At 60.3% G+C, this 23960-nt stretch carries 23 protein-coding genes, 2 tRNA genes, 1 rRNA gene and 1 pseudogene; 12 read left to right on the forward strand and 15 right to left on the reverse strand.

Features of this window, described 5'->3' with window-relative positions; all coding sequences use genetic code 11:
• A 5S ribosomal RNA gene (gene rrf / locus VH564_RS22045) occupies positions 1–100 on the forward strand; the annotation flags it as partial.
• Between the two features lie 136 nt (positions 101–236).
• Positions 237–313, forward strand: a tRNA-Met gene (locus VH564_RS22050).
• A 94-nt stretch (positions 314–407) separates the two neighbouring features.
• Here the strand turns inward: VH564_RS22050 and VH564_RS22055 are convergent.
• The 4 genes and pseudogenes from VH564_RS22055 to VH564_RS22070 form a co-directional block, all read right to left on the reverse strand.
• Positions 408–680 (reverse strand): annotated as a pseudogene (locus VH564_RS22055) (DAK2 domain-containing protein); the annotation flags it as partial.
• 72 nt (positions 681–752) lie between these two features.
• Positions 753–1544, reverse strand: a complete 792-nt coding sequence (locus VH564_RS22060) for a YdcF family protein (RefSeq protein ID WP_423342006.1) — start codon at positions 1542–1544, stop codon at positions 753–755.
• 90 nt (positions 1545–1634) lie between these two features.
• Positions 1635–2354 (reverse strand): YoaK family protein, encoded by a 720-nt coding sequence (locus tag VH564_RS22065; protein WP_423342007.1) that lies wholly within the window; start codon positions 2352–2354, stop codon positions 1635–1637.
• A gap of 137 nt (positions 2355–2491) precedes the next feature.
• Positions 2492–2899: a hypothetical protein gene (locus tag VH564_RS22070; RefSeq protein ID WP_423342008.1), complete on the reverse strand. Its 408-nt coding sequence runs from the start codon at positions 2897–2899 to the stop codon at positions 2492–2494.
• Positions 2900–3088: 189 nt separating this feature from the next.
• On the opposite strand from VH564_RS22070, the gene VH564_RS22075 reads away from it, so the two are divergent.
• The 3 genes from VH564_RS22075 to VH564_RS22085 all read left to right on the forward strand — a co-directional run bounded on the left by VH564_RS22075 (position 3089) and on the right by VH564_RS22085 (position 7208).
• Entirely contained in the window at positions 3089–3673 is a 585-nt protein-coding gene (locus tag VH564_RS22075) for a dual specificity protein phosphatase family protein (RefSeq protein WP_423342009.1), read from the forward strand.
• A 254-nt stretch (positions 3674–3927) separates the two neighbouring features.
• Positions 3928–5325, forward strand: a complete 1398-nt coding sequence (locus VH564_RS22080) for an ArnT family glycosyltransferase (RefSeq protein ID WP_423342098.1) — start codon at positions 3928–3930, stop codon at positions 5323–5325.
• A gap of 212 nt (positions 5326–5537) precedes the next feature.
• Complete coding sequence (locus tag VH564_RS22085) at positions 5538–7208, forward strand: flagellin (RefSeq protein WP_423342010.1); 1671 nt, start codon at positions 5538–5540, stop codon at positions 7206–7208.
• A gap of 628 nt (positions 7209–7836) precedes the next feature.
• On the opposite strand, the gene VH564_RS22090 is transcribed toward VH564_RS22085, so the two are convergent.
• The 3 genes from VH564_RS22090 to VH564_RS22100 form a co-directional block, all read right to left on the reverse strand.
• Positions 7837–8265 carry a hypothetical protein gene (locus VH564_RS22090; RefSeq protein WP_423342011.1) on the reverse strand — a complete coding sequence of 143 codons (429 nt, stop codon included), beginning with the start codon at positions 8263–8265 and terminating at the stop codon, positions 7837–7839.
• A gap of 255 nt (positions 8266–8520) precedes the next feature.
• A tRNA-Ala gene (locus VH564_RS22095) sits at positions 8521–8596 on the reverse strand.
• A gap of 147 nt (positions 8597–8743) precedes the next feature.
• A complete protein-coding gene (locus VH564_RS22100; protein ID WP_423342012.1) occupies positions 8744–9133 on the reverse strand; it encodes a TIGR02300 family protein in 390 nt (129 codons plus the stop codon).
• Between the two features lie 306 nt (positions 9134–9439).
• Here VH564_RS22100 and VH564_RS22105 point away from each other — a divergent pair, with 306 nt between their 5' ends.
• The 3 genes from VH564_RS22105 (at position 9440) to rpsA (ending at position 12607) form a co-directional block, all read left to right on the forward strand.
• Positions 9440–10084, forward strand: a complete 645-nt coding sequence (locus tag VH564_RS22105) for an FMN-binding negative transcriptional regulator (RefSeq protein ID WP_423342013.1) — start codon at positions 9440–9442, stop codon at positions 10082–10084.
• 23 nt (positions 10085–10107) lie between these two features.
• Complete coding sequence (gene cmk, locus VH564_RS22110; RefSeq protein WP_423342014.1) at positions 10108–10740, forward strand: (d)CMP kinase; 633 nt, start codon at positions 10108–10110, stop codon at positions 10738–10740.
• Between the two features lie 172 nt (positions 10741–10912).
• Positions 10913–12607, forward strand: a complete 1695-nt coding sequence (gene rpsA, locus VH564_RS22115; RefSeq protein ID WP_423342015.1) for a 30S ribosomal protein S1 — start codon at positions 10913–10915, stop codon at positions 12605–12607.
• Between the two features lie 77 nt (positions 12608–12684).
• Here the strand turns inward: rpsA and VH564_RS22120 are convergent, their stop codons facing one another.
• The 3 genes from VH564_RS22120 to VH564_RS22130 form a co-directional block, all read right to left on the reverse strand.
• A complete protein-coding gene (locus VH564_RS22120; protein WP_423342016.1) occupies positions 12685–14241 on the reverse strand; it encodes a hypothetical protein in 1557 nt (518 codons plus the stop codon).
• A 225-nt stretch (positions 14242–14466) separates the two neighbouring features.
• The gene (locus VH564_RS22125; protein WP_423342017.1) at positions 14467–15093 is read right to left on the reverse strand and encodes a ribonuclease D; all 627 of its coding nucleotides are present in this window, start codon (positions 15091–15093) and stop codon (positions 14467–14469) included.
• 183 nt (positions 15094–15276) lie between these two features.
• Positions 15277–15957: a sugar transferase gene (locus tag VH564_RS22130; RefSeq protein ID WP_423342018.1), complete on the reverse strand. Its 681-nt coding sequence runs from the start codon at positions 15955–15957 to the stop codon at positions 15277–15279.
• Between the two features lie 756 nt (positions 15958–16713).
• On the opposite strand from VH564_RS22130, the gene VH564_RS22135 reads away from it, so the two are divergent.
• On the forward strand, positions 16714–16995 hold the full coding sequence (locus VH564_RS22135; RefSeq protein WP_423342019.1) for an exopolysaccharide production repressor protein: 282 nt from the start codon (positions 16714–16716) through the stop codon (positions 16993–16995).
• A gap of 6 nt (positions 16996–17001) precedes the next feature.
• On the opposite strand, the gene VH564_RS22140 is transcribed toward VH564_RS22135, so the two are convergent.
• A complete protein-coding gene (locus VH564_RS22140) occupies positions 17002–17751 on the reverse strand; it encodes a metallophosphoesterase family protein (protein ID WP_423342020.1) in 750 nt (249 codons plus the stop codon).
• Positions 17752–17989: 238 nt separating this feature from the next.
• On the opposite strand from VH564_RS22140, the gene copC reads away from it, so the two are divergent.
• Both copC and copD read left to right on the forward strand, forming a co-directional pair.
• The gene (gene copC, locus VH564_RS22145; RefSeq protein WP_423342021.1) at positions 17990–18358 is read left to right on the forward strand and encodes a copper homeostasis periplasmic binding protein CopC; all 369 of its coding nucleotides are present in this window, start codon (positions 17990–17992) and stop codon (positions 18356–18358) included.
• Positions 18355–19242, forward strand: a complete 888-nt coding sequence (copD, locus tag VH564_RS22150) for a copper homeostasis membrane protein CopD (protein ID WP_423342022.1) — start codon at positions 18355–18357, stop codon at positions 19240–19242. Before copC ends, copD begins: the two co-directional genes overlap by 4 nt.
• A 15-nt stretch (positions 19243–19257) precedes the next feature.
• On the opposite strand, the gene VH564_RS22155 is transcribed toward copD, so the two are convergent.
• The 4 genes from VH564_RS22155 to VH564_RS22170 all read right to left on the reverse strand — a co-directional run bounded on the left by VH564_RS22155 (position 19258) and on the right by VH564_RS22170 (position 23051).
• Entirely contained in the window at positions 19258–19545 is a 288-nt protein-coding gene (locus VH564_RS22155) for a hypothetical protein (RefSeq protein WP_423342023.1), read from the reverse strand.
• 282 nt (positions 19546–19827) lie between these two features.
• Positions 19828–21945 carry a catalase gene (locus VH564_RS22160; RefSeq protein ID WP_423342024.1) on the reverse strand — a complete coding sequence of 706 codons (2118 nt, stop codon included), beginning with the start codon at positions 21943–21945 and terminating at the stop codon, positions 19828–19830.
• Between the two features lie 138 nt (positions 21946–22083).
• Positions 22084–22698, reverse strand: a complete 615-nt coding sequence (locus VH564_RS22165) for a general stress protein (RefSeq protein WP_423342025.1) — start codon at positions 22696–22698, stop codon at positions 22084–22086.
• Between the two features lie 35 nt (positions 22699–22733).
• A complete protein-coding gene (locus tag VH564_RS22170) occupies positions 22734–23051 on the reverse strand; it encodes a PepSY domain-containing protein (protein WP_423342026.1) in 318 nt (105 codons plus the stop codon).
• 295 nt (positions 23052–23346) lie between these two features.
• On the opposite strand from VH564_RS22170, the gene VH564_RS22175 reads away from it, so the two are divergent.
• Complete coding sequence (locus VH564_RS22175) at positions 23347–23883, forward strand: hypothetical protein (RefSeq protein WP_423342027.1); 537 nt, start codon at positions 23347–23349, stop codon at positions 23881–23883.
• The last annotated feature ends 77 nt before the right edge of the window (positions 23884–23960 follow it).

A 23960-nucleotide genomic window follows, 5' to 3' on the forward strand; every position in this document is an offset into this window, starting at 1 on the left:
GGGGCAGCTGCACCCGTTCCCATTCCGAACACGGCCGTGAAATGCCCCTGCGCCTATGGTACTCCGTCTTAAGACGCGGGAGAGTCGGTCGCTGCCAGGTCTGCTAAACACAACATAATCTCATTCACACATCATAACCGACACGCAGTCGGTACCAAAAGCCGCTCACGCGGCTTTCTTGCTTTTAATGATTTGCCAATTGGCAAACACACGACCGGCAAAAGGCCAGTCATTGGCGCGGGGTGGAGCAGCCCGGTAGCTCGTCAGGCTCATAACCTGAAGGCCGCAGGTTCAAATCCTGCCCCCGCAACCAAATCAATCACACAATCCCGTAGCCAACGCTGCGGGATTTTTGCGTTTATGGGCGGTGGCTGGCCTCTGCGAAGCCGTGCGGTGATGTTGCCAGCTCACCCTTCCTCACCATTGACGAAACTTCTCTTCATTGCGTGGAGAATGATGGCGGCAGAAGCCGCGCCGGGGTCGATATGACCGAGCGATCGCTCGCCAAGCCGCGCCGAGCGACCGCGGGCGGCGATCATGGATGCTGTGGCCTGCGCGCCTGCATCCGCCGCCTCGACAATCTTGCGCCACATCTGATCGGCAGACAGGCCGCAGGCTTCGGCGTTGATGGCCGCTTCCATCGCCGGGATCCAGGCGTCGAGGAAGATGCCCAGCTGACCCGGAGACAACTGACGCGATCATGGTTGGGCCCTATTTGCCACTCGGTGGTCGCGCCGCTGAGCCCTGGCGGCTTACGGCCCGGGATAGAGCGCGGCGGTGCGACCGGTGGCATAGTAGCCGACGAGGCCGATCCATTCGCGGAGCGCTATGCCGAGCAACTCGGTGTTGAGCGAGGGCTGGGTGAGGTCGAGACCGAGCGTCTCATGGCCGCCGGAGCGGTAGTCGACCGGCCATGGCGTGACCGGGATGTCGAGCTTGCGGAAGATGCCCATTGCGCGAGGCATGTGAAAGCCTGAGGTGATCAGCAGGCAATCGCCGAGGCCGTTGTCGGCGAGAATAGGCTTGGTGTTGACGGCGTTCTCGTAGGTCGTCCGGGATGTGCGGTCTTCGAACAGGCGTTTCTTGTCGATGCCGAAACTCAGGAACATCCGTTCGGCGATCAAGGCGTCGCCTTCGAGATTGCCGGCGATTGTGCCGTCGCCACCTGAAATGACGATCCGCGACTGGGGGTATTTGTTAGCCAGGCGCAGAGCCTCGACGAAGCGGTCGCCGGCGGCGTTGAGATCGTAGCCGCCTCGACCGGTGGTCACCTCTGTGGCGAAGCCGCCGCCAAGGACGATCATGCATGTGAGCGCGGTGGGATCTGCGGCCGGCCGTGGAAACCGGTCCTCAAGCTGCTCTATCAGGACCGACCCCAGCGATGTGTAGAGGGAGACAAACAGAATGGCGACGGAGATGCCCGCGGAGACCAGCCCAAGCCGGCGTCTGCGCAACGTCGCTGCGATCAATCCGATCAGCCCGAAAAGGAAGGCCAGCGACAGGGGCTGGAAGAAGATCCAGATGAGTTTTGAAAGTACGAACATGCGGTGGCTCCGGCGGTAATGGGGTCTTGCTGGCGCCGTTCCTGCAAAACCGCGCCAGATGGTACCGATACGCCCTGGAGGGGCGGGCTTTTACCGCGAGGGCTGGGACAGCAGTGCCTGGCGGGCCACGCGCTGGCGGTAGCGGTGTTGCAGGGCCGGCGGGATGAGGAGGGTGAGGAAGGCAGCGGTCAGCGCCAGGACGGCGACGAAAAGCAGCGCCTTGGCGGCAAAGTGGTGCACCAGCAGCGCGCCGACGATGGCGCCGAGCAGCATGCCGACCCAGGGGACGATCTGCATCGTCCAGGCGAAATCGCGGTCGCCGACGATGAGCCGACCGATCCCGCGCCCGAAGCGCGACAGTGCCCCGGTCACGTAGGTCAGCCCGATCGGCAGGCCCTCGATATGCTCGACCGTCGCGTTGACCATGCCCATGGCGAGTGCCACCAGATAGAATTGCACGGTGACGGTGTCTGGCGCGGAGAAGGTCGAGGCAATCGACAAAAGGACGCTGACCCAACCGAGCACGACGAAGGCCGGCCGGCTGGCGGCATGGGCGAGCACGACGCCCAGCGCATTGCCGCAGACGAAAATCAGGATCGCCGCCAGCAGCACCAGGGCGTGATTGTGGTCGCCATTGCCAATGGCGATCGCAGCGCGTGTCGTGTTGCCGGTCATGAACGAGACGAAATCGCCGCTGAGCACGAGGCCAACCGCATCGGTCATGCCGGCAATGAAGGAAATCAGACCGACAAGGGCAAGCCCCGTCGTTTTCCGGCGTATCTTGATTAGGCGGCGGCGATGGTATGTCATGAGGTTTTCTACGGCTGCAGGTCGTCGCATGCTATGCTGGCGACCGGTGCGACGCCAGAAAAAACTGCGGCGCCCGGCGGCGCTTTACCAGCCGGCCCTGTGGGCATCTCCTCCCACAGCGGTCTTCGGCCGCGCCGTCAGTCCTCGACGCGGACGTCGATGCGTTCGCCGACATTGCCGTGGCCATAGATGTCGACGCGGATGTGGGCGTCGCCAGAGAGGATTCGCTCGGCGGCCTCGCCCTCGATCGATCCTTGCGCCAGCATCGCCTCCATGCGCTGCCGGTTGGCGGCGCTGGCGAAGAAGGAATCGCTTTCGTCACCGGCGTCCATCAGGTGGAAACGATGATAGTTGGCACGGTCCTGGCGGATGATCTGCCATGCCTCCGTCAGCGTTTCGCCGTTCGAATTCATGATGTCGACCTGGCTGATATAGGCTCTGTAGCTTTCGATCAGACGACCGCTGTCGCTGGAAATGGAGGACTGGGCCATGGCGGGCAGCGCCAATGCGGTGGCGATCAGCAGCGATGTTGCGAACGACTTCATGAATTTCTCCCTCTGTGGGAGCATGTCTATTGCATCGGTATGCGGAAATCTACTCGGCCTGCGCGGGAAATCTGTCTCTTCCCGTATCCGCAGCAGTACATAAAAAATTCGTATAAAATTTATATTGCTGTAGAAATACGAATATAGCCTCACCGCAAGCTTTGTTTAAGAACGCGGTGGGGGATAGCAATGCTTATAGTCAGGCAGATGGTTCCGAATTATCGATATTTCGGGCTTTTCTTCCTGCTCATTGCTACTTTTTGTTGCTCCTATCTCGCAATGCTCCAGTTGACGGGTAATTTCCATGCCGTCATCCCTGGCCAACTCTACCGCTCGGCCCAGCCCTCCCGCGCACAGTTGGAGGACTACGTTCGGCAATACGGGATAAAGACCATCGTCAATCTGCGCGGCCGCAACGAAGCCCGGTGGTATGCGGAAGAAACGGCCGTTGCGGAGCGTCTTGGCGTTCAGCATATCGATTTCGGCATGTCGGCGACGAAAATCCTGTCCGTGGACAAGGCTATGGACCTGATCGACATCATGAAATCCGCGCCGCGGCCGATCCTGGTGCATTGCATGTCGGGCGCCGACAGAACCGGGTTGTTCTCGCTGATCTATAGCCGGGAGGTTGCCGGTCTGCCTGAGGAGGAAGCCCAGTGGCAGCTGTCCTTCCTGTTCGGTCATATCGGCGTCCCCTACATCTCCGGCGCCTTCGCGATGGAGCGCAGCTGGTGGGATATCGAGCACCATCTTGCCAACAGGGCGCGGGGATGATTTTGTGGCGCCGGGCGGGGGCGCCGTCTGGTTGTAACATTGCGTTGCTAGGAGGAGCCGCAGCCAGGTTCTCGCAGCGGTTTCTCTCAATGTCTTCTCAGCTTATTTCGCCGGCGGGTGACCGCACAGACGCAAGCGCCTTCGCGGAGGACCGCTCCCAGTGGGAAAGCGGTGCGGGGGAAGCGCAGCGGGTCATCCGAAGGTTACGATCGGTCCTGCCGCAAAGGCTTTCGCTGCGGCTGGCTGTTGCGGTCATGGTGGCGTTGACGCTCTGGCGAATCATCACCCTCTCGTTCGACACCACCGATCTTTTCGTCGACGAAGCGCAATACTGGCTTTGGTCGCGCCATCTCGCCTTCGGCTACTACTCCAAGCCGCCGATGATCGCCTGGATCATTCGCGCGATGGCGGAGGTGACCGGTTCGAACGGCATTTTCGCGCTCCGCGTCTGCGGGCCGCTGTTTCACCTGGGCACCGGGCTTGTGCTGACACAGGTCTCGAAACGTCTGTTCGACCGCTCGGTCGCGGCCTGGACAGGCCTTACCTATGTCACCCTTCCCGGCGTCGCACTCTCGTCGGTGTTCTTCTCGACGGACGTTATCCTGCTGTTCTTCCTCTCCGTTGCGCTTTGGGCCTATCTTGTGCTGACCGAGAAGCCATCCGTCCCCGTGGCCATTGTTTTCGGTCTTTCAGTCGGGGCAGCTTTCTTGTCGAAATATGCCATCCTGTTTCTGTTGCCGGGCGCGGTGGTTTGTCTCGTCTGCCTGCCCAAGGCGCGGCTGTCCTGGCGTGACCTTTGCATCGCCATTGCCGTGGCGGCGGTGGCCAGCCTGCCCAATCTGTGGTGGAACCTCAACAACCAGATGATTACCGTGACGCACACGGAGACCATTGCCCACTGGAGCGACTTGAAGCTGCGCCTATTGGGCGGGCTGGAATTCTTCGGCGCCCAGTTCGGCGTCGTCGGCCCGATCGTCTTCGCGGCATTGCTGGTGGCGCTCTATCAGGCCGTGAAGGAGGGTAGCGACTGGCGGACGCAGCTGCTGCTCCTACTGTCGATCCCGGTCATCGGACTGATCTGCCTGCAGGCGACGGTTGCCAAGGCCTATGCGAATTGGGCGGTTGCGGCCTATGTGGCTGGCATGCCACTGGCGGTTCACACGCTGCGGAACGCCTGGCCGCAGGGGCTGCGATGGTCGCTGCTGCTGAATGGGACGGTCTCCGTGCTGGTGGCTTTGTCGCCGGTGTTTGCCCATGAAATCAGCGCGGCCGCCGGGCCGACGGTGATGGACCGCTACATCGGCCGCAGCGAATTGAGCAGGGACGCGGCAAGACTGGCGCAGGGGCTGTCGCTCAAGGATATCGTCAGTAACGACCGGGATATCCTCGCGGACATGTTCTTCACGCTGCGGGGCGAGGGGTTCGGTCTCTATTCGCGTGTCGGCACGGGAGCACCCAAGAGCTACTACGACCAGATGTTCGCGGTGCCGAAAGGCTTGAACGAACCGGTGCTGTTCGTCTCCCTCCGTCCCTTCTCCTGCCCCTCCGGACAGGTATTGCCGGTTGCGACCTGGCGACCCCAGGCGGGGGCCTATCGCGGCAAGACGATCTACGCCTACAAGGCCGACCTGTCCTGCCTTAAGGCGGCGTGAAGACCCCACGCTTGCCAGCAGGGTTGCAGCCTCCCGGGTTGTGGGACATGCCGACCCAGCCACTCGCGGGATCCGATTTCGTTGTGGTATATGTCCAATTTACCCAACGACTTCATTGTAACTTAAGACAAGTTGGTGATTCTGCTTCCCTAGGATGCATGACGCTCCCATTCCAAAAAATGCTTTGTTTGGTGTGAGTTCCAGGGGGTTGCATGTCGTCTATCAAGACGAATCTGTCTGCGATGGCGGCGCTGAAGATGCTGGCCAGCGTCAACAGCAAGCTGACCACAACCCAGCAGCATGTTTCCTCCGGTCTGAAGGTCGCCAAGGCCTCCGACAACGCCACCTATTGGTCGATTGCCACCACGATGCGCTCCGACAAGGGCGCGACATCCGCCGTCTACGATGCGCTCGGGCTGGGGGCGGCGACCGTCGACACGGCTTATGCCGGCATGACCTCGGTGATCGACACGCTGTCCGCCTTCAAGGCCAAGCTGATCGCCGCCAAGGAAGGCAGCGTCGACAGATGGAAAATCCAGGGCGAGCTCGACCAGCTGAAGCAGCAGGTGACGAATATCGCTTCGAGCGCCAGCTTCAACGGCGTCAACATGCTGAGCTACGGGCAGTCGGAAAATCTGAAGACCACCGATGCCGTCACCACGGCGGTGCCATCGGCCTTCGTGCGCTCGGCGAATGGTTCGGTGTCCGTCGAAGACAGCGCCATCGACATGACGAAGACCATTCTCTTCAACACGGGCGGCGGCGGCCTGTTGCAGACCGACAACGATGCGCTCGGCCTCGGCAATCTCGGTGGCTTTACCGGCTCCACTACCTCCGGCCAGGCGGGCCATCAGGACCATGCCTTCACGGGCGCGCAAACCTTCGGCGCCAGCGATTCGATCTCCTTCGACCTGACACTCGATGCCGACAGCCAGTCGTCCGGCAGGTCCTATTCCATCACCATTGATCGCAGCGTCGTCATTTCGGCGCTTGGTGCTGCGTCGAACGGCAGGATCAGCACCAGCCAGAATATGGCCGACGTTCTCAATAGGGCCTTTCAGGCGGCGGGAGCGCCGGCCACGGCCTCTGGTGGCGGTGGCGGCTTTGCGATCGCGACGCAGCAGGGGACGGGGCTCACCGGCTCCAGCGTGGCGACGAGCAACGTGGTATCCACAGTCGGAAGCTCCGCCCTGGGACTGGCGGACGCCCCGACGGCCTCCGTCGCCAATGTCTATGCGGACACATCCTACACCTTCGGCAGTCGTTTCGCGGTGCCGGAGGGCCAATCGTTTTCCTTCGATTTTGCCGTCGGCGGCAGCGCGCAGGCAACCGTGACCGTCGATCGCGGCACGGTCGATGCGGCGCTCGGTGCGGGTGCCAATGGCATCATCGCCTCGGCCGACGACATGGCCAGCGTGCTGAATGCCGCCGGGCAGCGGGTGGGTCTGCAAGCCACGGCGAGCGGCGGTGCAGTGACGCTCACGGCCGACAACAACCGCTATCCCAAGGCGGGCGTCGGCATGAGCCTGTCGGCAGCGACCAAGAACACCGGCGGCGCGGTCGATTTCAATTTCGCCGATATCGATATTACCGCCGCGGGTACCGATATCGACTACTATATCAGCGGGCTCGACCTGATGCAGAGCCGGGTGACCGCCGCCGCCGCGACGCTCGGTTCGCTGCAGTCGCGCATTGGCATGCAGTCGAACTTCGCCAGTTCCCTGATGGACACCATCGACAGGGGTGTCGGCCGCCTGGTCGATGCGGATATGGAAAGCGAATCGTCGAAGCTGGCGGCCCAGCAGACCCAGCAGCAACTGGCCGTGCAATCGCTGTCGATCGCCAATCAGGCGCCGCAAAGGCTGCTGTCGCTGTTCCGCTGACGACGAAGGCGCGCACCCCCGGCCAAGCCGGTTCAAGACAATGTGATATGCTTGGTGACCGTCCGGTCGACTTTTTTCGCCGTCACCTGCCTGCCCGTCAGCTTTGGCTCATTTTCGCGTGGCATTTGCAAATCTCGCCTCTGCCCCACATAGGCGAACAGCGAGAGCCTTATCTCGCTAGAGGCTGACGACACCCCCCGGCTTCGTCAGCCTCCTCCTTCTCCTAGGTTGCTTAGGAGTATGAAGGGCGCTGCATTCGCTGTTAAGTCAGGCGTTAGGGGAGGTTCGTGATGGTACTTACCAAGATGATAGGTAAGCCTGCTCATAGATAGTGCTCAAAACGGAATATCATCGTTTAGTTCAGTCGGGGAACGGTTGTTATTAGTGGCGGATTGGTGAGTTATAGCTTTTGGCCCCGGTGGGCCTTGAAGTCTGAAAACCTCAGCAACCTCATGTTCCTTATCAACGCCTATAAGGTGCGTTATCGTGGCAATTGCGTTTGGTGCATCGGCGAGAAATGAAGTGCCACCTACAAGGCTTGCTCCTAGCGTCGCAAGAACAGCCATTGAAAAACCAAAGCGAAGTCGATCCTTATGAAGCTCCGTACGGAAATCCTCGATTTTGGCTATTAGATTTTTCTTTTTTTCATCGGAAAGTTGACTATCGGCGATAGCATCCCGAAGCTTGTCAGTTCGTGCTCGATGAGGCCCTTCGTCTTGTTGGCTAGCCGTACAGACAATTCGTCAGCCTGGGGGGAGTGTCTGAGCCTTAGCTTTGCCGTAACCCCGCTAACACGTCGCATGAATTCAGCAAGGTCTTGATCTATGCTGTCATAATTATCGATGTAGTTCACGCCTTCCACCCCGAGCTCCTCGGCTGTTGCGCTCACTATAGTCATATATTGCGTGCGGATGAGCGCATTGTAGCTTTGAGATGTCTCGTTGCTGACTATTGCTGTCATATTCCTCCGACACACTTGCTCAATCGCCAGAAAGCGTTTCGTCGCTTCGGGTGGAAGATGATAATAATCTTCGTCGGAGATAAGCTCATATTCCATAGATCAGTTCCACCCCAGCCGGTCTTTGAGCTGACTAAGCTATAGCCTCTTGCGGAGGTAAACAATGCGGCAATCAAGACTCCAACGTACCATATGTCAGACACTTTTCGATCAAGACGACGTGGGGAGGCAGCCCGCGTGCAGAACATAAAGTCCCCAAAGTGTACTCCATATGGATACTGGGGGTACCCGAAGACGGATGTGCAGGCGCTAAGCGCTTGCGCACGTGGAAGATACCGATTTATAAGCAAGATTTGGTGGAGCTAAGCGGGATCGAACCGCTGACCTCTTGCATGCCATGCAAGCGCTCTCCCAGCTGAGCTATAGCCCCATCGAAATGGTCCGGATTGTCCGGCCTGGGTCCCCGTCGAACGCTTCGTTCGTCGGGGTGGCGGCTTATTACGTCTGGTAATTTCAGATAGCAAGCCGAAAAATCAGAGCCCGCGCAATTTTCTTTGCGCGGGCCGAAAAGCGCAGGTCAGACTTCGTCGTCATCGCCGGTGACGCCGATGATGTCGCTCATATCGTCGTCATCGTCGTCTTCATCAGGCGCCAGGAAGGTGTCGTCGTCATCGTCGTCGCCGTCGATTTCGACTTCGTCGTCGCCGATATCCGGGATGTCGTCGCCGGATGCCGCTTCATCGGCTTCTTCCAGCGATACCAGTTCGACTTCGGTGTTTTCTGCGTCGACTTCCGCGACCTCTTCCTCTTCCGGAACTTCCTTCACGGCAGCTGCGGTTTCTTCGAAGAAGGACAGCGGCCAGGACTTGCCGCTATAGGGAGAAACCACGGGATCGCGGTTCAGGTCGTAGAATTTCTTGCCGGTGTCCGGGTCGGTACGCTTCGTTCCAAGTTCCGCTTTCGCCACTGTCATAGCCTCGTGAATGGCCGAAGAAATATCGGCAGTGCCGTGCAAGCCGGCGTTTCATAGGGAATTATTAAGCCGGTCCCCATAGTCGGTATGGCCGTTTCTGTCAAAGCCTAACTTCGCCAGGGGCCTCTCGGCGATGCCCGGAATGCCGGGAAAGGCGTGCAATTCGCGCCGATGGAACGACTGATATCGGTCAGAAAACCGCCTTCGACGACTGGTCGGAAGCGGCCAAGTCGTGATAAATCGCGCCACGCCTGCCGCACATGCCCTGCCGGTCGGGCATGTTCCTCGTCGAAGGTTGCCATGTACCAGCCGCCGCATTTCCGGGAAGACCGCATCGATTTCCAGCATGGGCTGATCCGCGCCCATCCGCTCGGGCTGCTGATCTCCTCGGGCGCCGACGGTCCGGTCGCCAATGCCATACCCTTCCATCTCGATCCGTCGTTGGGCGAGAGGGGCCGGCTTCAGGCGCATGTGGCACGTGCGAATGGCCAGTGGCGGGAGATCCGCGACGGCGCGCCGGTGCTGGTCGTCTTCCAAGGGCCGCACGCCTATGTGACCCCCTCCTGGTATCGGACCAAGCAGGAGACCGGCAAGGTCGTGCCGACCTGGAATTATGCCATCGTGCAGGTGCGCGGCCCGGCACGCATTATCGAGGACGCCGCCTGGATCCGCGCGCAGATCGAGGCGCTGACCCGCGGCCAGGAAGATCGGCGCGCAGAGCCCTGGGCCGTCGGTGACGCGCCAGAAGCCTTCGTCGCGTCGCAGATCAAGGGCATCGTCGGTATCGAAATCGACATTGCCGCGATCGACGGCAAGTGGAAAGTCAGCCAGAACCGCTCCGAAGCCGATCGCAACGGTGTGGTGGAAGGGCTTTTGGCCGGACCAGACGTCACCAGCGACGCGGCGGCCATGGCGGCCCTGGTGCGCGAGCACGACGCGCCGTGAGCAACAGAGAGCAGGAGAACGGCATGATCATCGCCATCGACGGGCCGGCCGCTGCCGGCAAGGGCACGCTGTCGCGCAGGATTGCCGAGACCTACGGCTTTTCTCATCTCGACACCGGCCTCGCCTACCGCGCCACCGCCAAGGCGCTGCTCGATGCCGGCCTGCCGCTTGACGACGAGGCAGTTGCGGAAGGCGTGGCGGCAAAGCTTGATCTTGGCGGGCTCGACCGCGCCGTGTTGTCGCGCCACGAGATCGGCGAAGCGGCCTCGAAGGTTGCCGTCATGCCGTCGGTGCGCCGCGCGCTGGTGGAGGCGCAGCGGCAGTTTTCGCGGATGCTGCCGGGCACCGTGCTCGACGGCCGCGACATCGGCACCGTCGTCTGCCCCGACGCGCCGGTTAAATTCTACGTGACCGCTTCGCCCGAAATCCGCGCCCGGCGCCGCTACGACGAGATCACCGGAAACGGTGGGGCGGCCGATTACCAGGCGATTTTCGACGACGTAAAGCGGCGCGACGAGCGGGACATGGGGAGGGCCGACAGCCCTTTGCGCCCGGCTGCAGACGCGCACTTGCTTGATACCTCGGAAATGAGTATAGAGGCGGCGTTTCAAGCGGCTAAAATCATCATCGATGCCGCCCTGAACCGAAATGCCTAAATAAAGTCGGCGTCGCGTGCCCAGCACGAGGCGCTGTTGCATCAAGCAAAGCCTGAATTCTTGTCCCCGCGCCGGATTGTCCTCTCAGAGAGGGCGGATGAGAACCAGGTTCATCAAAACAACCCACCGGCGCCTAGTGTCCGAGACCATCCGAGACACGCCAGGAGATTTTATGTCTGTAGCCATGCACGAGGATTTCGCCTCTCTGCTCGAAGAGTCTTTTGCCAAGAACGATCTGGCCGAAGGCTACGTTACCAAGGGTATCGTCACCGCCATCGAAAAGGATGTTGCGGTTGTCGACGTCGGCCTGAAGGTCGAAGGTCGCATCGCCCTCAAGGAATTCGGCGCCCGCTCCAAGGGTAGCGAACTCAAGGTCGGCGACGAAGTCGAAGTTTACGTTGAACGCATCGAAAATGCGCTGGGCGAAGCCGTTCTGTCGCGCGAGAAGGCTCGCCGCGAAGAGAGCTGGGTCAAGCTCGAAGCCAAGTTCGAAGCCGGAGAGCGCGTCGAAGGCGTGATCTTCAACCAGGTCAAGGGCGGCTTCACGGTCGATCTCGACGGTGCCATCGCCTTCCTGCCGCGTTCGCAGGTCGACATCCGTCCGATCCGCGACGTCACGCCGCTGATGCACAACCCGCAGCCCTTCGAAATCCTCAAGATGGACAAGCGTCGCGGCAACATCGTTGTCTCGCGTCGTACCGTTCTTGAAGAATCCCGCGCTGAACAGCGTTCGGAAATCGTCCAGAACCTCGAAGAAGGCCAGGTTGTCGACGGCGTCGTCAAGAACATCACCGATTACGGTGCGTTCGTCGACCTCGGCGGTATCGATGGTCTGCTGCACGTGACCGACATGGCATGGCGCCGCGTCAACCATCCGTCGGAAATCCTGTCCATCGGCCAGCAGGTCAAGGTTCAGATCATCCGCATCAACCAGGAAACCCACCGTATCTCGCTCGGCATGAAGCAGCTCGAGTCTGATCCTTGGGATGGCATCCAGGCCAAGTATCCTGAAGGCAAGAAGATCTCCGGTACCGTCACGAACATCACCGACTACGGTGCATTCGTTGAACTGGAACCCGGCATCGAAGGCCTGATCCACATCTCGGAAATGTCCTGGACCAAGAAGAACGTACACCCCGGCAAGATCCTGTCGACGACGCAGGAAGTCGAAGTGGTCGTTCTCGAAGTCGACCCGACCAAGCGTCGTATCTCGCTTGGCCTCAAGCAGACCCTCGAAAACCCATGGCAGGCGTTTGCCCATAGCCATCCGGCCGGCACTGAAGTCGAAGGCGAAGTCAAGAACAAGACCGAATTCGGCCTGTTCATCGGCCTCGAAGGCGACGTCGACGGCATGGTGCACCTCTCCGACCTCGACTGGAACCGTCCAGGCGAACAGGTCATCGAGGAGTACAACAAGGGTGACATGGTCAAGGCCGTGGTTCTCGACGTCGACATCGAGAAGGAGCGTATCTCGCTCGGCATCAAGCAGCTCGGCAAGGACGCAGTCGGCGACGCAGCCACCTCGGGCGAACTCCGCAAGAATGCGGTTGTCTCGTGCGAAGTGACCGCAGTCAACGAAGGCGGCATTGAAGTGAAGCTCGTCGAGCATGAAGACGTTTCGTCGTTCATCCGTCGCGCCGACCTGTCGCGCGATCGTGACGAGCAGCGTCCTGAGCGTTTCTCGGTCGGTCAGATCCTCGACGCCCGCGTCACCAACTTCTCCAAGAAGGACCGCAAGATCATGCTGTCCATCAAGGCGCTCGAAATCGCTGAAGAGAAGGAAGCCGTCGCACAGTTCGGCTCGTCCGACTCTGGCGCGTCGCTCGGCGACATTCTCGGCGCGGCTCTGAAGAACCGCGGCGAATAATCTTCGCAAGCCCCATGAATTGAGAAACCCGCCGGAGCGATCCGGCGGGTTTTTTCGTAGTCGCGGCCCTGGCCGGTTCAGGCGCCCATGCGCCTGTAGAGATCGTAGCCTTGGCTTGCAGGCGGTTCGGCCGGTGCAGGACGTGGCAAAACGGCAAGCTCGGAGCGGTTGAACCGCGTTGCCGTTGCTCCTTGCTGTGCCTCATCGGCATGCGCCTCCAGTATGTCGAGCGCTTCCTCGGCAGGTGTTTCCGGCTCATCTTCGGGCTCGGCATCCTGCTTGGCCTGATGGCCCTGTTCGTCCTGTTGATCGTCATCCACCGCATCGACGCGGTCGATGCGTCCAGCGTCCTTCCTTTTCACCGCATCTATGGCCGGCGCGTAGGGCGCGGTGACGAAGCCGACGGCAACGCCCGGCGGAAGGACTGACGGGAGGACCGGCGCCTGGCGTTCGAGGGATGGGGCTTGCTCCGGCCGGTCTTCCGCCGCCTGGCCGGCAGCCGCCGCCAAAATCGGCGTCTCGGGCCGGTTCGCAATGGGCTGAGCCGCGGGCGCGTTGGGAACGGCGGTGGCTGACGTTGCTGTCCTTGCAAGGTCCGGCGCCGGCAAGCTGCTGAGCTCGGTACCGTCGATCATGTCGGCAATCAGCGCCTGGGCGATGGCCTTGTCGGCCAGAGGCGCGGCTTCGTCCAGCGTCTGCAGAAGCTGGGTGCCGGTTGCCTGGACAAGGCGGTCGAAGACCACCTTCAGTCCCTCCTTGATATCGGCCTGGATCTGCTGGTTTGCACGAGGCGCTGTCGCCGGGTCGGTTGAAGCCTCAATCTGAGCCGGGGTGGCTTCGGGGGGCGCTGGCTGCGGTGTCGGGCCGGCGGCACTCTGCATCCGTGCGGTTGCCGGCTGCGGGGTCGGCGGATAAGTGGCCGCATCGGGCCGGGCTTGCCCTGCTGCCGGAGGTTCGGGGGCATCGACCGGTTCCGGCGCGCGACCGCTCTGCGGAACGGGATCTGTGGGCTGCGTGCGGAGAGCAGACTGGGGCGGCAGCGTTACGGGCGGTGCCGCCAGCATGGCCGCCTGGGCGGGGGCTGATCGCACCGGCGCGGCAGGGGTCTTGGTGCCTGTTTCGGCGTTGCCGTCGTTCTGCCCATAGGAGGCAACGACCGTTCTCGTCGCCAGATCTTTTTCCTTGTAGCGCACCACCTCTAGATAGGCGACGAGTTGCGCGGCTTGGGGGCCAGCGGGATCGTGCAGGGCGGCTGCCACCAATGCCAGCGGCGCAGTCTGCCCGCGCGCCGCCAGACTTTGCTGCAGGGCGGACATCTCCTTTGGCGATAATCCGCTTACGGTGTCGGCGAGCCGCAACGCGTAAGCGGCATTGGTTTCCCCCGCGTCGCGCGGCAAGGCCAGCGATCGGCTCACCGCATCGATGACGGCAAAAAGGCTGTTGATCATTCTTTCCCGCGCATTGATCAGCAGCATGTTGAGCTTGCCTTCGACGCTGGAGTTGACGGCGAGCGACAGGGCGAGAGCGCCGTCGGGTGCGGTCGTTTGGCTTGCCAGCGCTTCCGTCGCTGCAAGAACCTCGCGAGGCGTGACGGCGGAACTGGACGCGGCAATGACTGAAACCGGAGGCAACATGGCATGCTCCTATCGGACAGGCTAAAAAAGACACAGGGCGAATACAGGGCTGGCGCACACAGCCAGCGCATTCCAAAGCCGTAGAGCGGCCGTATGGCGCATCATCGCGCTGGTCGAATGCAGAGAGTCACGGATAAAAATATGCCGACGATCATTAACAAGCCGTTAAGGAAGCGATCGTCATCGCAATCCAACCCGCTTGTCGGCCAGAAAATTTGGGTTTTCTCAGCTATGGGCGAAGATATCGGTCTCGTCCCAGCCAAGCAGGTCGAGCTTTGCACGGGTGGGCAGGAAGGTGAAGCAGGCTTCGGCGTGATCGATTCGCCCGTCACGCACCAGACGCTGGGTGAGCTTGTCGCGCAGCGCATGCAGATAGAGGACGTCGGAGGCGGCATATTCCAGCTGCGCCTGCGAAAGCTTGTCTGCCGCCCAATCGGTCTGCTGCTGGGCCTTTGATACGTCGACCTCCAGCATTTCCTTCAGATTGTCCTTCAAGCCGTGACGGTCGGTATAGGTCCGGCACAGGCGGGAGGCGATCTTGGTGCAGAAGATGGAAACGGTTGTGACGCCGAAGGTGTGAAACAGCACGGCGATGTCGAAGCGGCCATAGTGGAAGATTTTCTGGCGCGCGGGATCGGCCAGCATGGCAACCAGGTTTGGCGCCTGCGTCTGGCCGGCGGCAATACGGATCACATCGGCACTGCCGTCACCCGGCGACAGCTGTACCACACAGAGGCGGTCGCGGCGGGGGACGAGGCCGAGTGTTTCCGTATCGATGGCAATCGCGCCGGTGTAGCGCGCAGCGTCGGCTGCGGGAATGTCACCCTCATGATAACGGATGGTCGCGGCCATGGGAAATCTCCAGTCTCGTCTTCGATGTGCTAGCGGTGAACCGCTATAGCGCAGCGACGCCGCCGACGATACCTTTTAGGTGGTAGCCGGCAGCTGGCACGTGGAGATCGACGCACCATCCAGGGTTAGGTCCGATCCTGATGGCGGCCCATGTGGACGCAAGCATCAGGATCGGTATGGCACTCAATAGCTGCCGCGCGACAGGCAGACGGCCGGGATCGTCTTGGCGATGATCATCATGTCGCTGCGCAGCGACCAGTTCTTGACATAGTGCGTGTCGAGGCCAACGCGTTCTGCATAAGACACGTCGTTGCGACCGCTGACCTGCCAAAGCCCCGTCAGGCCGGGACGGGCCTTGAGGTAGTAGGAAGCCGCGCCTTCATAGAGCATCAGCTCATCTTCCACGACCGGACGAGGGCCAACGATGCTCATCTCACCGCGGATGATGTTGATGAGCTGGGGAAGCTCATCCAGGCTCAGCTTGCGGAGAACCGTGCCGACAGACGTGACACGCGGATCGTCCTGCAGCTTGCGGGTCGCCAGCCACTCCTCGCGCGCCGCCGGGTTCGAATCGAGGTGCTTGCGCAGCACCTGATCGCCATCGACAACCATGGTGCGGAATTTCAGGCAGCGAAAGGTGCGACCGTTGTGGCCGATGCGAGAATGGCCGTAGAGGGCCGGTCCCTTGTTCGTGAATTTCACCAATGCAACCAGCATGAGAAACACAGGGCTGAGAAAAAGCAAAGCGAGAGAGGCCAGGGCGATATCGAATCCCCGCTTCATAGCGCCACCGGTCGGAGGAAACGTGCCGGATTTCGCGGCGTTGAAAAAAGCCGAATTGGCCGATCGCGTCGCATACTTCATAGATTGCTCCACTTTTGTTGGCGATTGGTCGGATGCGTCTGGGGAGGTAGATAGGGCTCCATGAGGGGGAGTATATCGACGAGAATGGTTTTTTTAAGCCAAATTTTTATAACAGGCACGACCTGCGAAAAATCCGCCGCGAGTCAGCGAAGCACAAATATTTTTCAAATCGATTTAGGAATTTTTATACGTCATAAGTTTGCTTAATTTTGTGCTAAAAGCAGCGATATAATAAAAATATACGTAATGCATCGGACAATGCGGTGAGATTTACATCAAATAGACTTTGTAAATTCCGAATGATACAACGAAATACGCCATGCCCGCTACCGACAGCGTTAAAATTTAACGATTTTTGCTGCGCTGCACCGTACTTATTGCGTCGCACTCTTGCTGTAGCGAGGTCGTCACTTGGTAACAATATTTGATCGATGGTTGTGGCGTGAGGCAGTCGCAATCCGTGCCATTTCCTCCGGACGGGGAGGCGAATGGTTTACGACGGGTTAGCTTCGCGATCAATAACAAGGCGCCGTTGTAGAGACTTAATTAATATTGACGCAACTTTTCGTCGTGCTCTTCCAAGCTATGCGATGGGATTAAACAAAAAATTTATCGTTCCCGAGCATCTTCATGGCGAACAGAACGGCCGTATCATTGAATTCTACGGCTTGATCAAATAGAGTCGAATGCCGGCGGAAAGATAACGTTACTGTATTCGATTGGCTCGGAAACGAAACTTATTTCAAGGTGACAATCATGAGTGCGCCACGCGTGTTCGCTGGCATGTTCGTAACGATCATTGTTTTTGCGATCGTTACGTACTGGATGACGGGATCGCTCGTCGTAACCCTTCTCGAATCGATCGCAGCGTTGATACTGCTGCAATTGGGGTATTTTCTATGCGTCGGCTTTCTCGTGTGGAAGCAGGCGAAGCGTAGCGTGTCGATCATGGTCGGCGAACCCGCTGCCAGCGGCGAGGACAAGCACGCTCACATGGCAGGCGCGCCCTTCAACCAGCCGGGTTCGCTGGGCAATTGAAATGGTTCACGTCGATAGGACGTGAACGGTGCCGTTATGAAAACGGGCGGCTGACAAGCTTCCGGAATGATAGGCCCCGGTGTCAAGATTCAGACGCTTGCCCTGCGCCTCTGGCGTCTTCACCTGCGTATGGCCATGGACGATAAGCTTCGGCAACGGCGCGCGACTTTTCAGAAAGCGGTTCCGGATGAAAACCAAATCCTGGTCGCTCTGCTCGGCGATCGAGGCATGCGGGTTGATGCCGGCGTGAACGAAGAGCACGTTCGGAGTGTCCAGCAGGATCGGCATATCCCTTAGAAAGGCGATGTGCTCGGCGGGAAGCGAGCCTCGAATGAATTCATCTAGCCTGCGGGCTGACGGATATTGCCGGACCAGGTGGCTGTAATCCAAGCCGTAGGAAAGCATGGTCGGCTCGGCGCCCATGGCCAGCCATTGCGTCAGCGTGATCTCTCCGTCGACGTAGTCCAGCATCGCTGTCTCGTGATTGCCTGTCAGGCAGATTCTCTCGAAGCCGGCCGGGGCGGGCGCCATCAGGTGGCTGATCACCCTTGCGGAATCCGGACCCCTGTCGACATAGTCGCCGAGCGTGATCAGCAACTTCGGTCCGGAAAATTGGTCTGCGTCGGCAGCGATCGCCGTCTCGAGCGCGACGAGCAGGTCGTAGCGGCCATGGATGTCCCCGATCGCATAGGTGGGAATGCCACCGATATCGCGGTATTCCCGCCGCCGCCTTTCGTCGTATTCCCTGCCTGCCATAAGTGCCTTCATTCTTCGGCGGTGCCGCGCCAGCCTGTTCCTGTCTTGCAGCAGCATTCGCGCATCATCCCGAGAGACGCAATGCCTTGCGGCATAACGTCACCAGGGCATGGCGAGATGCCAAGCGCATGAGGAGAACGCTAGCCGATCCCCGGGGCTTTAGATATAGCTCCTACCTTGATCGGCCAGCATCCGCGCTACATTACGCGGAACCGCCAGTGTGCCGCAGGGAACCGTCATGTTCAATCGCGTCGTAACATCCGCCTTCATCGTCTTGTCCACCGTTGCCATCGCCGGCGATGCCTTTGCTCACGCTCATCTCAAGGCATCGATGCCTGCCGACAAGAGCATGGTCGCTGCGGCTCCAAAGACGCTGAACCTGAGCTTCACCGAAACCCTCAACCTGAAATTTTCGGGCGTGGAAGTTACCGGCCCGGACAAGGCCGTGGTCAAGACCGGTGAGGCAGCGTTGTCGGACAAGGATACCGGCTTGACAGTCCCGGTTCTAGGAGCGCTGCCGGCAGGCGATTACACCGTCAAATGGCATGTGCTGTCGACAGACGGGCACAAGACGAGCGGCTCCTTCGGTTTCGTCGTCAAGCCTTGATCGCGCCGACCACGGCGATCGAGATCTGCCGCTTCCTTCACGACAGCGCCTTGCTGGTGCTGTGGGGGACGGCAGCCTTCATTGGTTTCCTTCTGCCCCGTTCGCTTCAGGCAGAGACAGTAAGCCGGCTAAGATCACTGCCGGTTGGCGCTGCCGTCCTGTCGCTGGCGACCACGGTCGTGACGCTGCCGCTGCAGGCAGCCTCGATCGGCAGCGGCTGGGGCGATGCCGTCGATTGGGAGACGCTTGGCGCGGTGCTGTTCGACAGCAGCGTTGGCGCCGCCTGGCAGGCACAAGCCGCCGCCGGCGTCGCCCTGTTGCTGGCCTTCGCCGTCGGGCGGAAGCATCGGATGGCAGCCGTTGCCGTCTGTGCAGCAATGGCAATTGCGACGCTGTCGCTTACCGGTCATGCCTCGATGGGGGAGGGGTGGCAGCGGATTGCGCAGCGGAGCAACGACATCGTTCATCTGCTCAGCGGTGGAGCCTGGCTGGGGGCCCTGCTGCCCTTTCTCGTCGTCATGAAAATGCTCGATGTCGCCGAACTGCATGGACCGGCACAACTGGCGCTTCGACGCTTTTCAAGTGCGGGTCACGGTGCCGTGGTGCTGGTCGTTGCGACCGGGGTTGTCAATAGCTGGATGGTGCTCGGGCGCTGGCCGACAGACTGGTCAGCACCCTATCAGCTGATGTTGAGCCTCAAGATCGCCGCCGTTATGGTCATGACCGGTCTTGCCGTCGTCAACCGCTATGTCTTCGTGCCAATCATCGCCCGCAATCCTGCGGCCGCCATTCGGGCGATCCGCTTGGCCAGCGTCGTCGAAATCCTGCTCGGCCTTGCGGCTGTCGGGCTGGTGTCGGTGTTCGGGACGCTCGATCCTTTCTAGGGCCACAGCTTCCGATTACCGCTCGCAGCTTTGCGTCAGCAAGTGGCGATCGCTGTCGCACCTGTCGGAGCCGCCAAGCGGTGCCGTGCTGTAACTCGACGAGATAGATCCCGTTATGCGGCCATCGGCCGTCGGGGTCTGGTGCATCATGCTCATGCCGGCAAGCATGACGACCGCCGCGACGACCACGAAGATTTCGCCGAACGAGATCTTCTGGGCGGCAACATGTTCGCGGTAATCCTTTTCGCCTTCGCCGATCGTGTCGTCCCTTTGGGACTGCTCAAAATAATCGCAACATGCCATGTCAATATCTCCGATAGTCAGGCTTCGGTGACAGGCTCCCCGTTACTCGGCGACGAAGCGTGCTTCGCGCGGCGGGGCGCCTGCTGGACGGCATGTATGGATGCGCGCACAGCAGTTGAAGGCCGGATATATAAACGCACTGTTCGAATTTTGCGCCTAATCTCCGATCGTGCCGCAATATGGCTCATATATGTAAACAATCGCAGCATTTCGCAAATATCGCGCAGAAAAAAGGCCACGCAAAACAATCTGCGTGGCCTCTTCAAGACGGAAGCTGAAAGCCTATGACAGCTTCACCGATGGTTCACGGGCCCAGACGCGAAGCTTGCCGATCTCCTCGAAGAAGCTCGCCACGTCCTTGCTGCCGGAGAGGCTGATGGTGCCCTCGTCCAGCGTATCGGCAATTCCAGCCTTCTGCAGGAGAGGCAGAGCGGCCTCTACGTACCCGATATACTTGCAGTGGGAGAAAGCGTCGGCCACGAAATCGCGGGCAGTCGCCTCCTGTACCAGTTCCTCGGTGCCTTCAGGCGAAGTCAACAGCACCACGGCATCGTAGAGAACCGAGGGGCCGCCATCGATCATCTGATGGGCCTGGAGCCACTTGCCGTCGGAGACGGTAACGCCGCCGACCTTCGGGGCGATGACCTCGAAATCGGCCTTGGCAGCAACCACGGCATCGACGACTGCCTTGACCATTGCCGCATCGGCGCCATCGGTCACGAGAATGCCGAGCTTGCGACCTTCGAAACGCATCGGCCCGTTCTTGGCAATGCTGAGTGCCTCCGATTCATCCAGATCCTGGCGGGGAGCGACAGCGGCATCGGCCGGCTTCGGCATTGTCTGCAGCCCGAGCTTGCGCGCAACGGTCGTCGCCAGCGTCTCATCAATATTGAGAAGATGAGAGACCACCCGCTCGCGGATCACCGGGGTCAGCACCTTGCTGAGCTCGAAGGTGATCGCAGCGGCGATGTGGCGCTGCTCCGGCGGCGTCTGGCTGATGTAGAACTGCCGCGCCTGGCTGTAGTGGTCGGCGAAGCTTTCCGGGCGCAGGCGCACCTTCTGGCCCTGTTCCTCGGATGGAAAGTGGCGGTAGCCGGCCGTCGGCGATTCACGCGGACCTTCGCCCCAGGAATTCGGCTGGTAGTTGGCGCGTCCAGTCGGGTTGTGCATGGCCATATGGCCATCCTGCTGGAAATTGTGGAACGGACATTTTGGCGCGTTGATCGGGATATGGGCGAAGTTAGGGCCGCCGAGGCGCTTCAGCTGGGTGTCGAGATAGGAGAAGTTGCGGCCCTGGAGCAGCGGGTCGTTGCTGAAGTCGATGCCGGGGGGAACGTTCTGGGTCATGAAGGCGACCTGCTCGGTTTCCGCAAAGAAATTGTCCGGCATACGGTCAAGCACCAGCCGGCCGACCGGAACGGGCTTCAAGATTTCCTCCGGGATGAGCTTGGTCGCGTCGAGCACGTCGAAATCGAACTTGTCGGCGAAGTCCTGGTCGAAAAGCTGCACCTGGAGTTCCCATTCCGGGAAGTTGCCCGACTGGATCGCCTGATAGAGGTCGCGGCGGTGGAAGTCCGGATCGGCGCCGTTGATCTTGACGGCCTCGTTCCAGGCAACCGACTGCAGGCCGAGTTTTGGCTTCCAGTGGAATTTGACGAAGGTCGATTCGTTCGCCGCGTTGACGAGACGGAAAGTGTGGACGCCGAAGCCTTCCATGAAGCGGAAGGAGCGGGGGAGGGCGCGGTCGGACATCACCCACATGATCATGTGCATGCTTTCCGGCGTCAGGCTGATGAAGTCCCAGAAATTGTCATGGGCGGACTGGGCCTGCGGGAAACCCTTGTCGGGCTCCGGCTTGACCGCATGGATGACGTCAGGGAACTTGATTGCGTCCTGAATGAAGAAGACCGGGATATTGTTGCCCACCAGGTCCCAGTTGCCTTCCTTGGTATAGATCTTGACGGCAAAGCCGCGCACGTCGCGAGCAAGGTCGAAGGAGCCCTTGCTACCAGCAACGGTCGAAAAGCGGACGAAGGCGGGGGTCTTTTCACCAGGCCTCTGGAAGAGATCGGCGCGCGTGTAATCGGCAAGCGATTCATAGGTCTCGAAATAGCCGTGCGCGCCATAGCCACGCGCGTGAACGACGCGTTCCGGGATTCGCTCGTGATCGAAGTGGAACATCTTCTCGCGAAAATGGAAATCGTCGATCAGGGCAGGGCCACGGGCGCCGACCTTCAGCGTGTTCTGGTCGTCGGACACAGGGCCGCCCTGCGAGGTGGTAAGAACAGGCGTATCGCCTTCCGCGATCTGATGCAGCTCACCGCCGTTGCCACGGCTGAGGGTCTGGTCGTGAATGGTCACCTTGTCGGAAACAAAGCTGTTCGTCGGTTTCTTGGCCATCGGGCGCTCCGGTCATGGGGGATACTCCTATCCAAACCAAGACGTCGCGGTTTCGTTCCCGACCATTCCACCGGCAATCAGCCTGATGCAAAAAAAGCCGGCCGCAAAGGGCCGGCTCTCTATTTCACCCGTCGCAGATTAGATGCGAGGATTATTGGTGCCGTAGCGATTGCGCTCGGCGTCGACCTGGGTCGGCGTATAGGGGTCGAGCGTGTCGTCGAACTTGTTCCAGCCGTCAGCGGTATAGGCTGTGCGACGGTCGGTGACGTTGACGCGGCGCGAGCGGTCGAGGATGGCTTCTGCGGAAATGGCCTGATCTTCTTCAACCTGAGCGGTTACCAGGGTGCCGCCACGGCGAACGCCTTCAGCGTAGACATGGGCGTCTTCTTCAGGCACGCCGGAGCTCACCAAAGCTCCCACGACGCCGCCTGCGGCACCGCCGACCACGGCACCGGCCACTGCGCCGGTAAGCGTTGCGACCAGCCAACCGGCGGCCACGACAGGGCCAACGCCCGGGATGGCAAGCATGCCGAGGCCGGTCAGCAGGCCGCCCGCGCCGCCGGCAACGGCGCCGATGCCAACACCGGTTCCTGCGCCTTCGGCTGCGTGGTTGCCATGCTCTTCAACCGTGCGGCCGTTGCCGTTGTTGGAGACGATGCTGATGTCCTTGGAGGCAATGCCGGCAGCTTCGAGCTGTCCAACAGCAGCCTTGGCGTCATCGTAATTGTCAAACAGACCTGTGACGTTTCTCATTGTATTTCCTTCCTAAATTGTTGTTCTTGATGAATTCACTTGGCCTGGACGACATTGCCCTGGTAGTCGAGCGCTACCTGAACAGGCTTGGCATCCTTGTTGGCGGTCGCACGCCAGATGCCCTGGTCATCGAGCTTGAGGTCCATGACGTCGGCGAAGCCTGCGGCTTCAATGCGCGACTTTGCCTGGCTCTCAGTGAAGCTGTTCTTGCCCTGAACAGGCGCGCCGGCATTGGTGGTCGCGGGCGTTGCGACGGCCGGGGTGTCCTGCGATGTCGTCGGCGTCTGGCTCTGTGCGAAGGCCACCGATGTGGTCATCAGGGCTGCGATCGACGTCAGCAAAATCTTCTTCATCTGGTGTTTCCTCGTTTAAAATTTTTGTTGATCGTTGGTGCCACCTTCTAAACCAGTACGCGGATGAGTTGTTCCACGCGCCGTCGCGAAAAGCGCGTCATGAGTGTTCGTGCTCGTTCGATGAGGAGATGCCGGTGGGCAATGGCGGGGCCAGATTTCTTCCGTCCATGGCTCGCTGGGCAAAGAAATGGCGTTGCAGCGTTCTTAAATTCAGATGCTCAGGGAAAACCGCGCGATTGCGGGAAACCTTATGGTTGACACCACGTTAAAGCCATCGATGAGGATGGTGACATAGATGAACCCGACCCAGCAGAGACAGAATTTTCACGCAAGCGCCAATTCACAGGGCGACGCCGAGGTATTGCGGGAGGCCCGCGATCTCGTCGATCAGTTCCTGCGATACCTGAAGCTCGCCCATCTCGGCCTCGACGTGGTCGACATCGGCGATCTGCCATTTCGAAAGCCTCTGCTGGTCAGCGCTATAAGGTTGTTGATCGCCAACGAGAACTCGCAGACGACGCGACAGCAACTGCGCAAGGTTGGCCTGTCGCTGGCGGCCTACCAGGAGAATGTCGGCGAGCGCATGACGATACGGCCGGCAGGCACTGAAGCGTCGATGTCGGAGGAGGCGCTCCAGGCATTGATGCAGAAGCATCGGCACCAGATCGCCCGCATCGATCGCGCTTTTGCCCTGATGGCCGCCGAACGGACCCGTCTCGACGATCTGTTCCAGGAATCCGTGCGGGTGGCCGAGCGACGGGAGAGCAACGCTGCGGCGGCAGCCCGCCGATCCAGCTTCGATTCCGCTGGCACCTACTCGCCCTATCTCTGATATCGGCGTCGGTCGATCGTCCGACCCTATTATGTCAATAAAAATGCCGCCATTACGGCGGCATTTGTTTTGCGATG

The sequence above is a fragment of the Rhizobium sp. HT1-10 genome (genome assembly GCF_049472505.1).
In the GTDB taxonomy this organism is placed as follows: domain Bacteria; phylum Pseudomonadota; class Alphaproteobacteria; order Rhizobiales; family Rhizobiaceae; genus Rhizobium.

Excerpts from the sequence above, each read along its gene's own strand:
- VH564_RS22060 (WP_423342006.1), bottom strand. The coding sequence starts at position 1,544 with ATGTTCGTACTTTCAAAACTCATCTGGATCTTCTTCCAGCCCCTGTCG.
- VH564_RS22065 (WP_423342007.1), bottom strand. The coding sequence starts at position 2,354 with ATGACATACCATCGCCGCCGCCTAATCAAGATACGCCGGAAAACGACG.
- VH564_RS22070 (WP_423342008.1), bottom strand. The coding sequence starts at position 2,899 with ATGAAGTCGTTCGCAACATCGCTGCTGATCGCCACCGCATTGGCGCTG.
- VH564_RS22075 (WP_423342009.1), top strand. The coding sequence starts at position 3,089 with ATGCTTATAGTCAGGCAGATGGTTCCGAATTATCGATATTTCGGGCTT.
- VH564_RS22080 (WP_423342098.1), top strand. The coding sequence starts at position 3,928 with ATGGTGGCGTTGACGCTCTGGCGAATCATCACCCTCTCGTTCGACACC.
- VH564_RS22085 (WP_423342010.1), top strand. The coding sequence starts at position 5,538 with ATGTCGTCTATCAAGACGAATCTGTCTGCGATGGCGGCGCTGAAGATG.
- VH564_RS22090 (WP_423342011.1), bottom strand. The coding sequence starts at position 8,265 with ATGGAATATGAGCTTATCTCCGACGAAGATTATTATCATCTTCCACCC.
- VH564_RS22105 (WP_423342013.1), top strand. The coding sequence starts at position 9,440 with ATGTACCAGCCGCCGCATTTCCGGGAAGACCGCATCGATTTCCAGCAT.
- cmk (WP_423342014.1), top strand. The coding sequence starts at position 10,108 with ATGATCATCGCCATCGACGGGCCGGCCGCTGCCGGCAAGGGCACGCTG.
- rpsA (WP_423342015.1), top strand. The coding sequence starts at position 10,913 with ATGTCTGTAGCCATGCACGAGGATTTCGCCTCTCTGCTCGAAGAGTCT.
- VH564_RS22120 (WP_423342016.1), bottom strand. The coding sequence starts at position 14,241 with ATGTTGCCTCCGGTTTCAGTCATTGCCGCGTCCAGTTCCGCCGTCACG.
- VH564_RS22125 (WP_423342017.1), bottom strand. The coding sequence starts at position 15,093 with ATGGCCGCGACCATCCGTTATCATGAGGGTGACATTCCCGCAGCCGAC.
- VH564_RS22130 (WP_423342018.1), bottom strand. The coding sequence starts at position 15,957 with ATGAAGTATGCGACGCGATCGGCCAATTCGGCTTTTTTCAACGCCGCG.
- VH564_RS22135 (WP_423342019.1), top strand. The coding sequence starts at position 16,714 with ATGAGTGCGCCACGCGTGTTCGCTGGCATGTTCGTAACGATCATTGTT.
- VH564_RS22140 (WP_423342020.1), bottom strand. The coding sequence starts at position 17,751 with ATGGCAGGCAGGGAATACGACGAAAGGCGGCGGCGGGAATACCGCGAT.
- copC (WP_423342021.1), top strand. The coding sequence starts at position 17,990 with ATGTTCAATCGCGTCGTAACATCCGCCTTCATCGTCTTGTCCACCGTT.
- VH564_RS22155 (WP_423342023.1), bottom strand. The coding sequence starts at position 19,545 with ATGGCATGTTGCGATTATTTTGAGCAGTCCCAAAGGGACGACACGATC.
- VH564_RS22160 (WP_423342024.1), bottom strand. The coding sequence starts at position 21,945 with ATGGCCAAGAAACCGACGAACAGCTTTGTTTCCGACAAGGTGACCATT.
- VH564_RS22165 (WP_423342025.1), bottom strand. The coding sequence starts at position 22,698 with ATGAGAAACGTCACAGGTCTGTTTGACAATTACGATGACGCCAAGGCT.
- VH564_RS22170 (WP_423342026.1), bottom strand. The coding sequence starts at position 23,051 with ATGAAGAAGATTTTGCTGACGTCGATCGCAGCCCTGATGACCACATCG.
- VH564_RS22175 (WP_423342027.1), top strand. The coding sequence starts at position 23,347 with ATGAACCCGACCCAGCAGAGACAGAATTTTCACGCAAGCGCCAATTCA.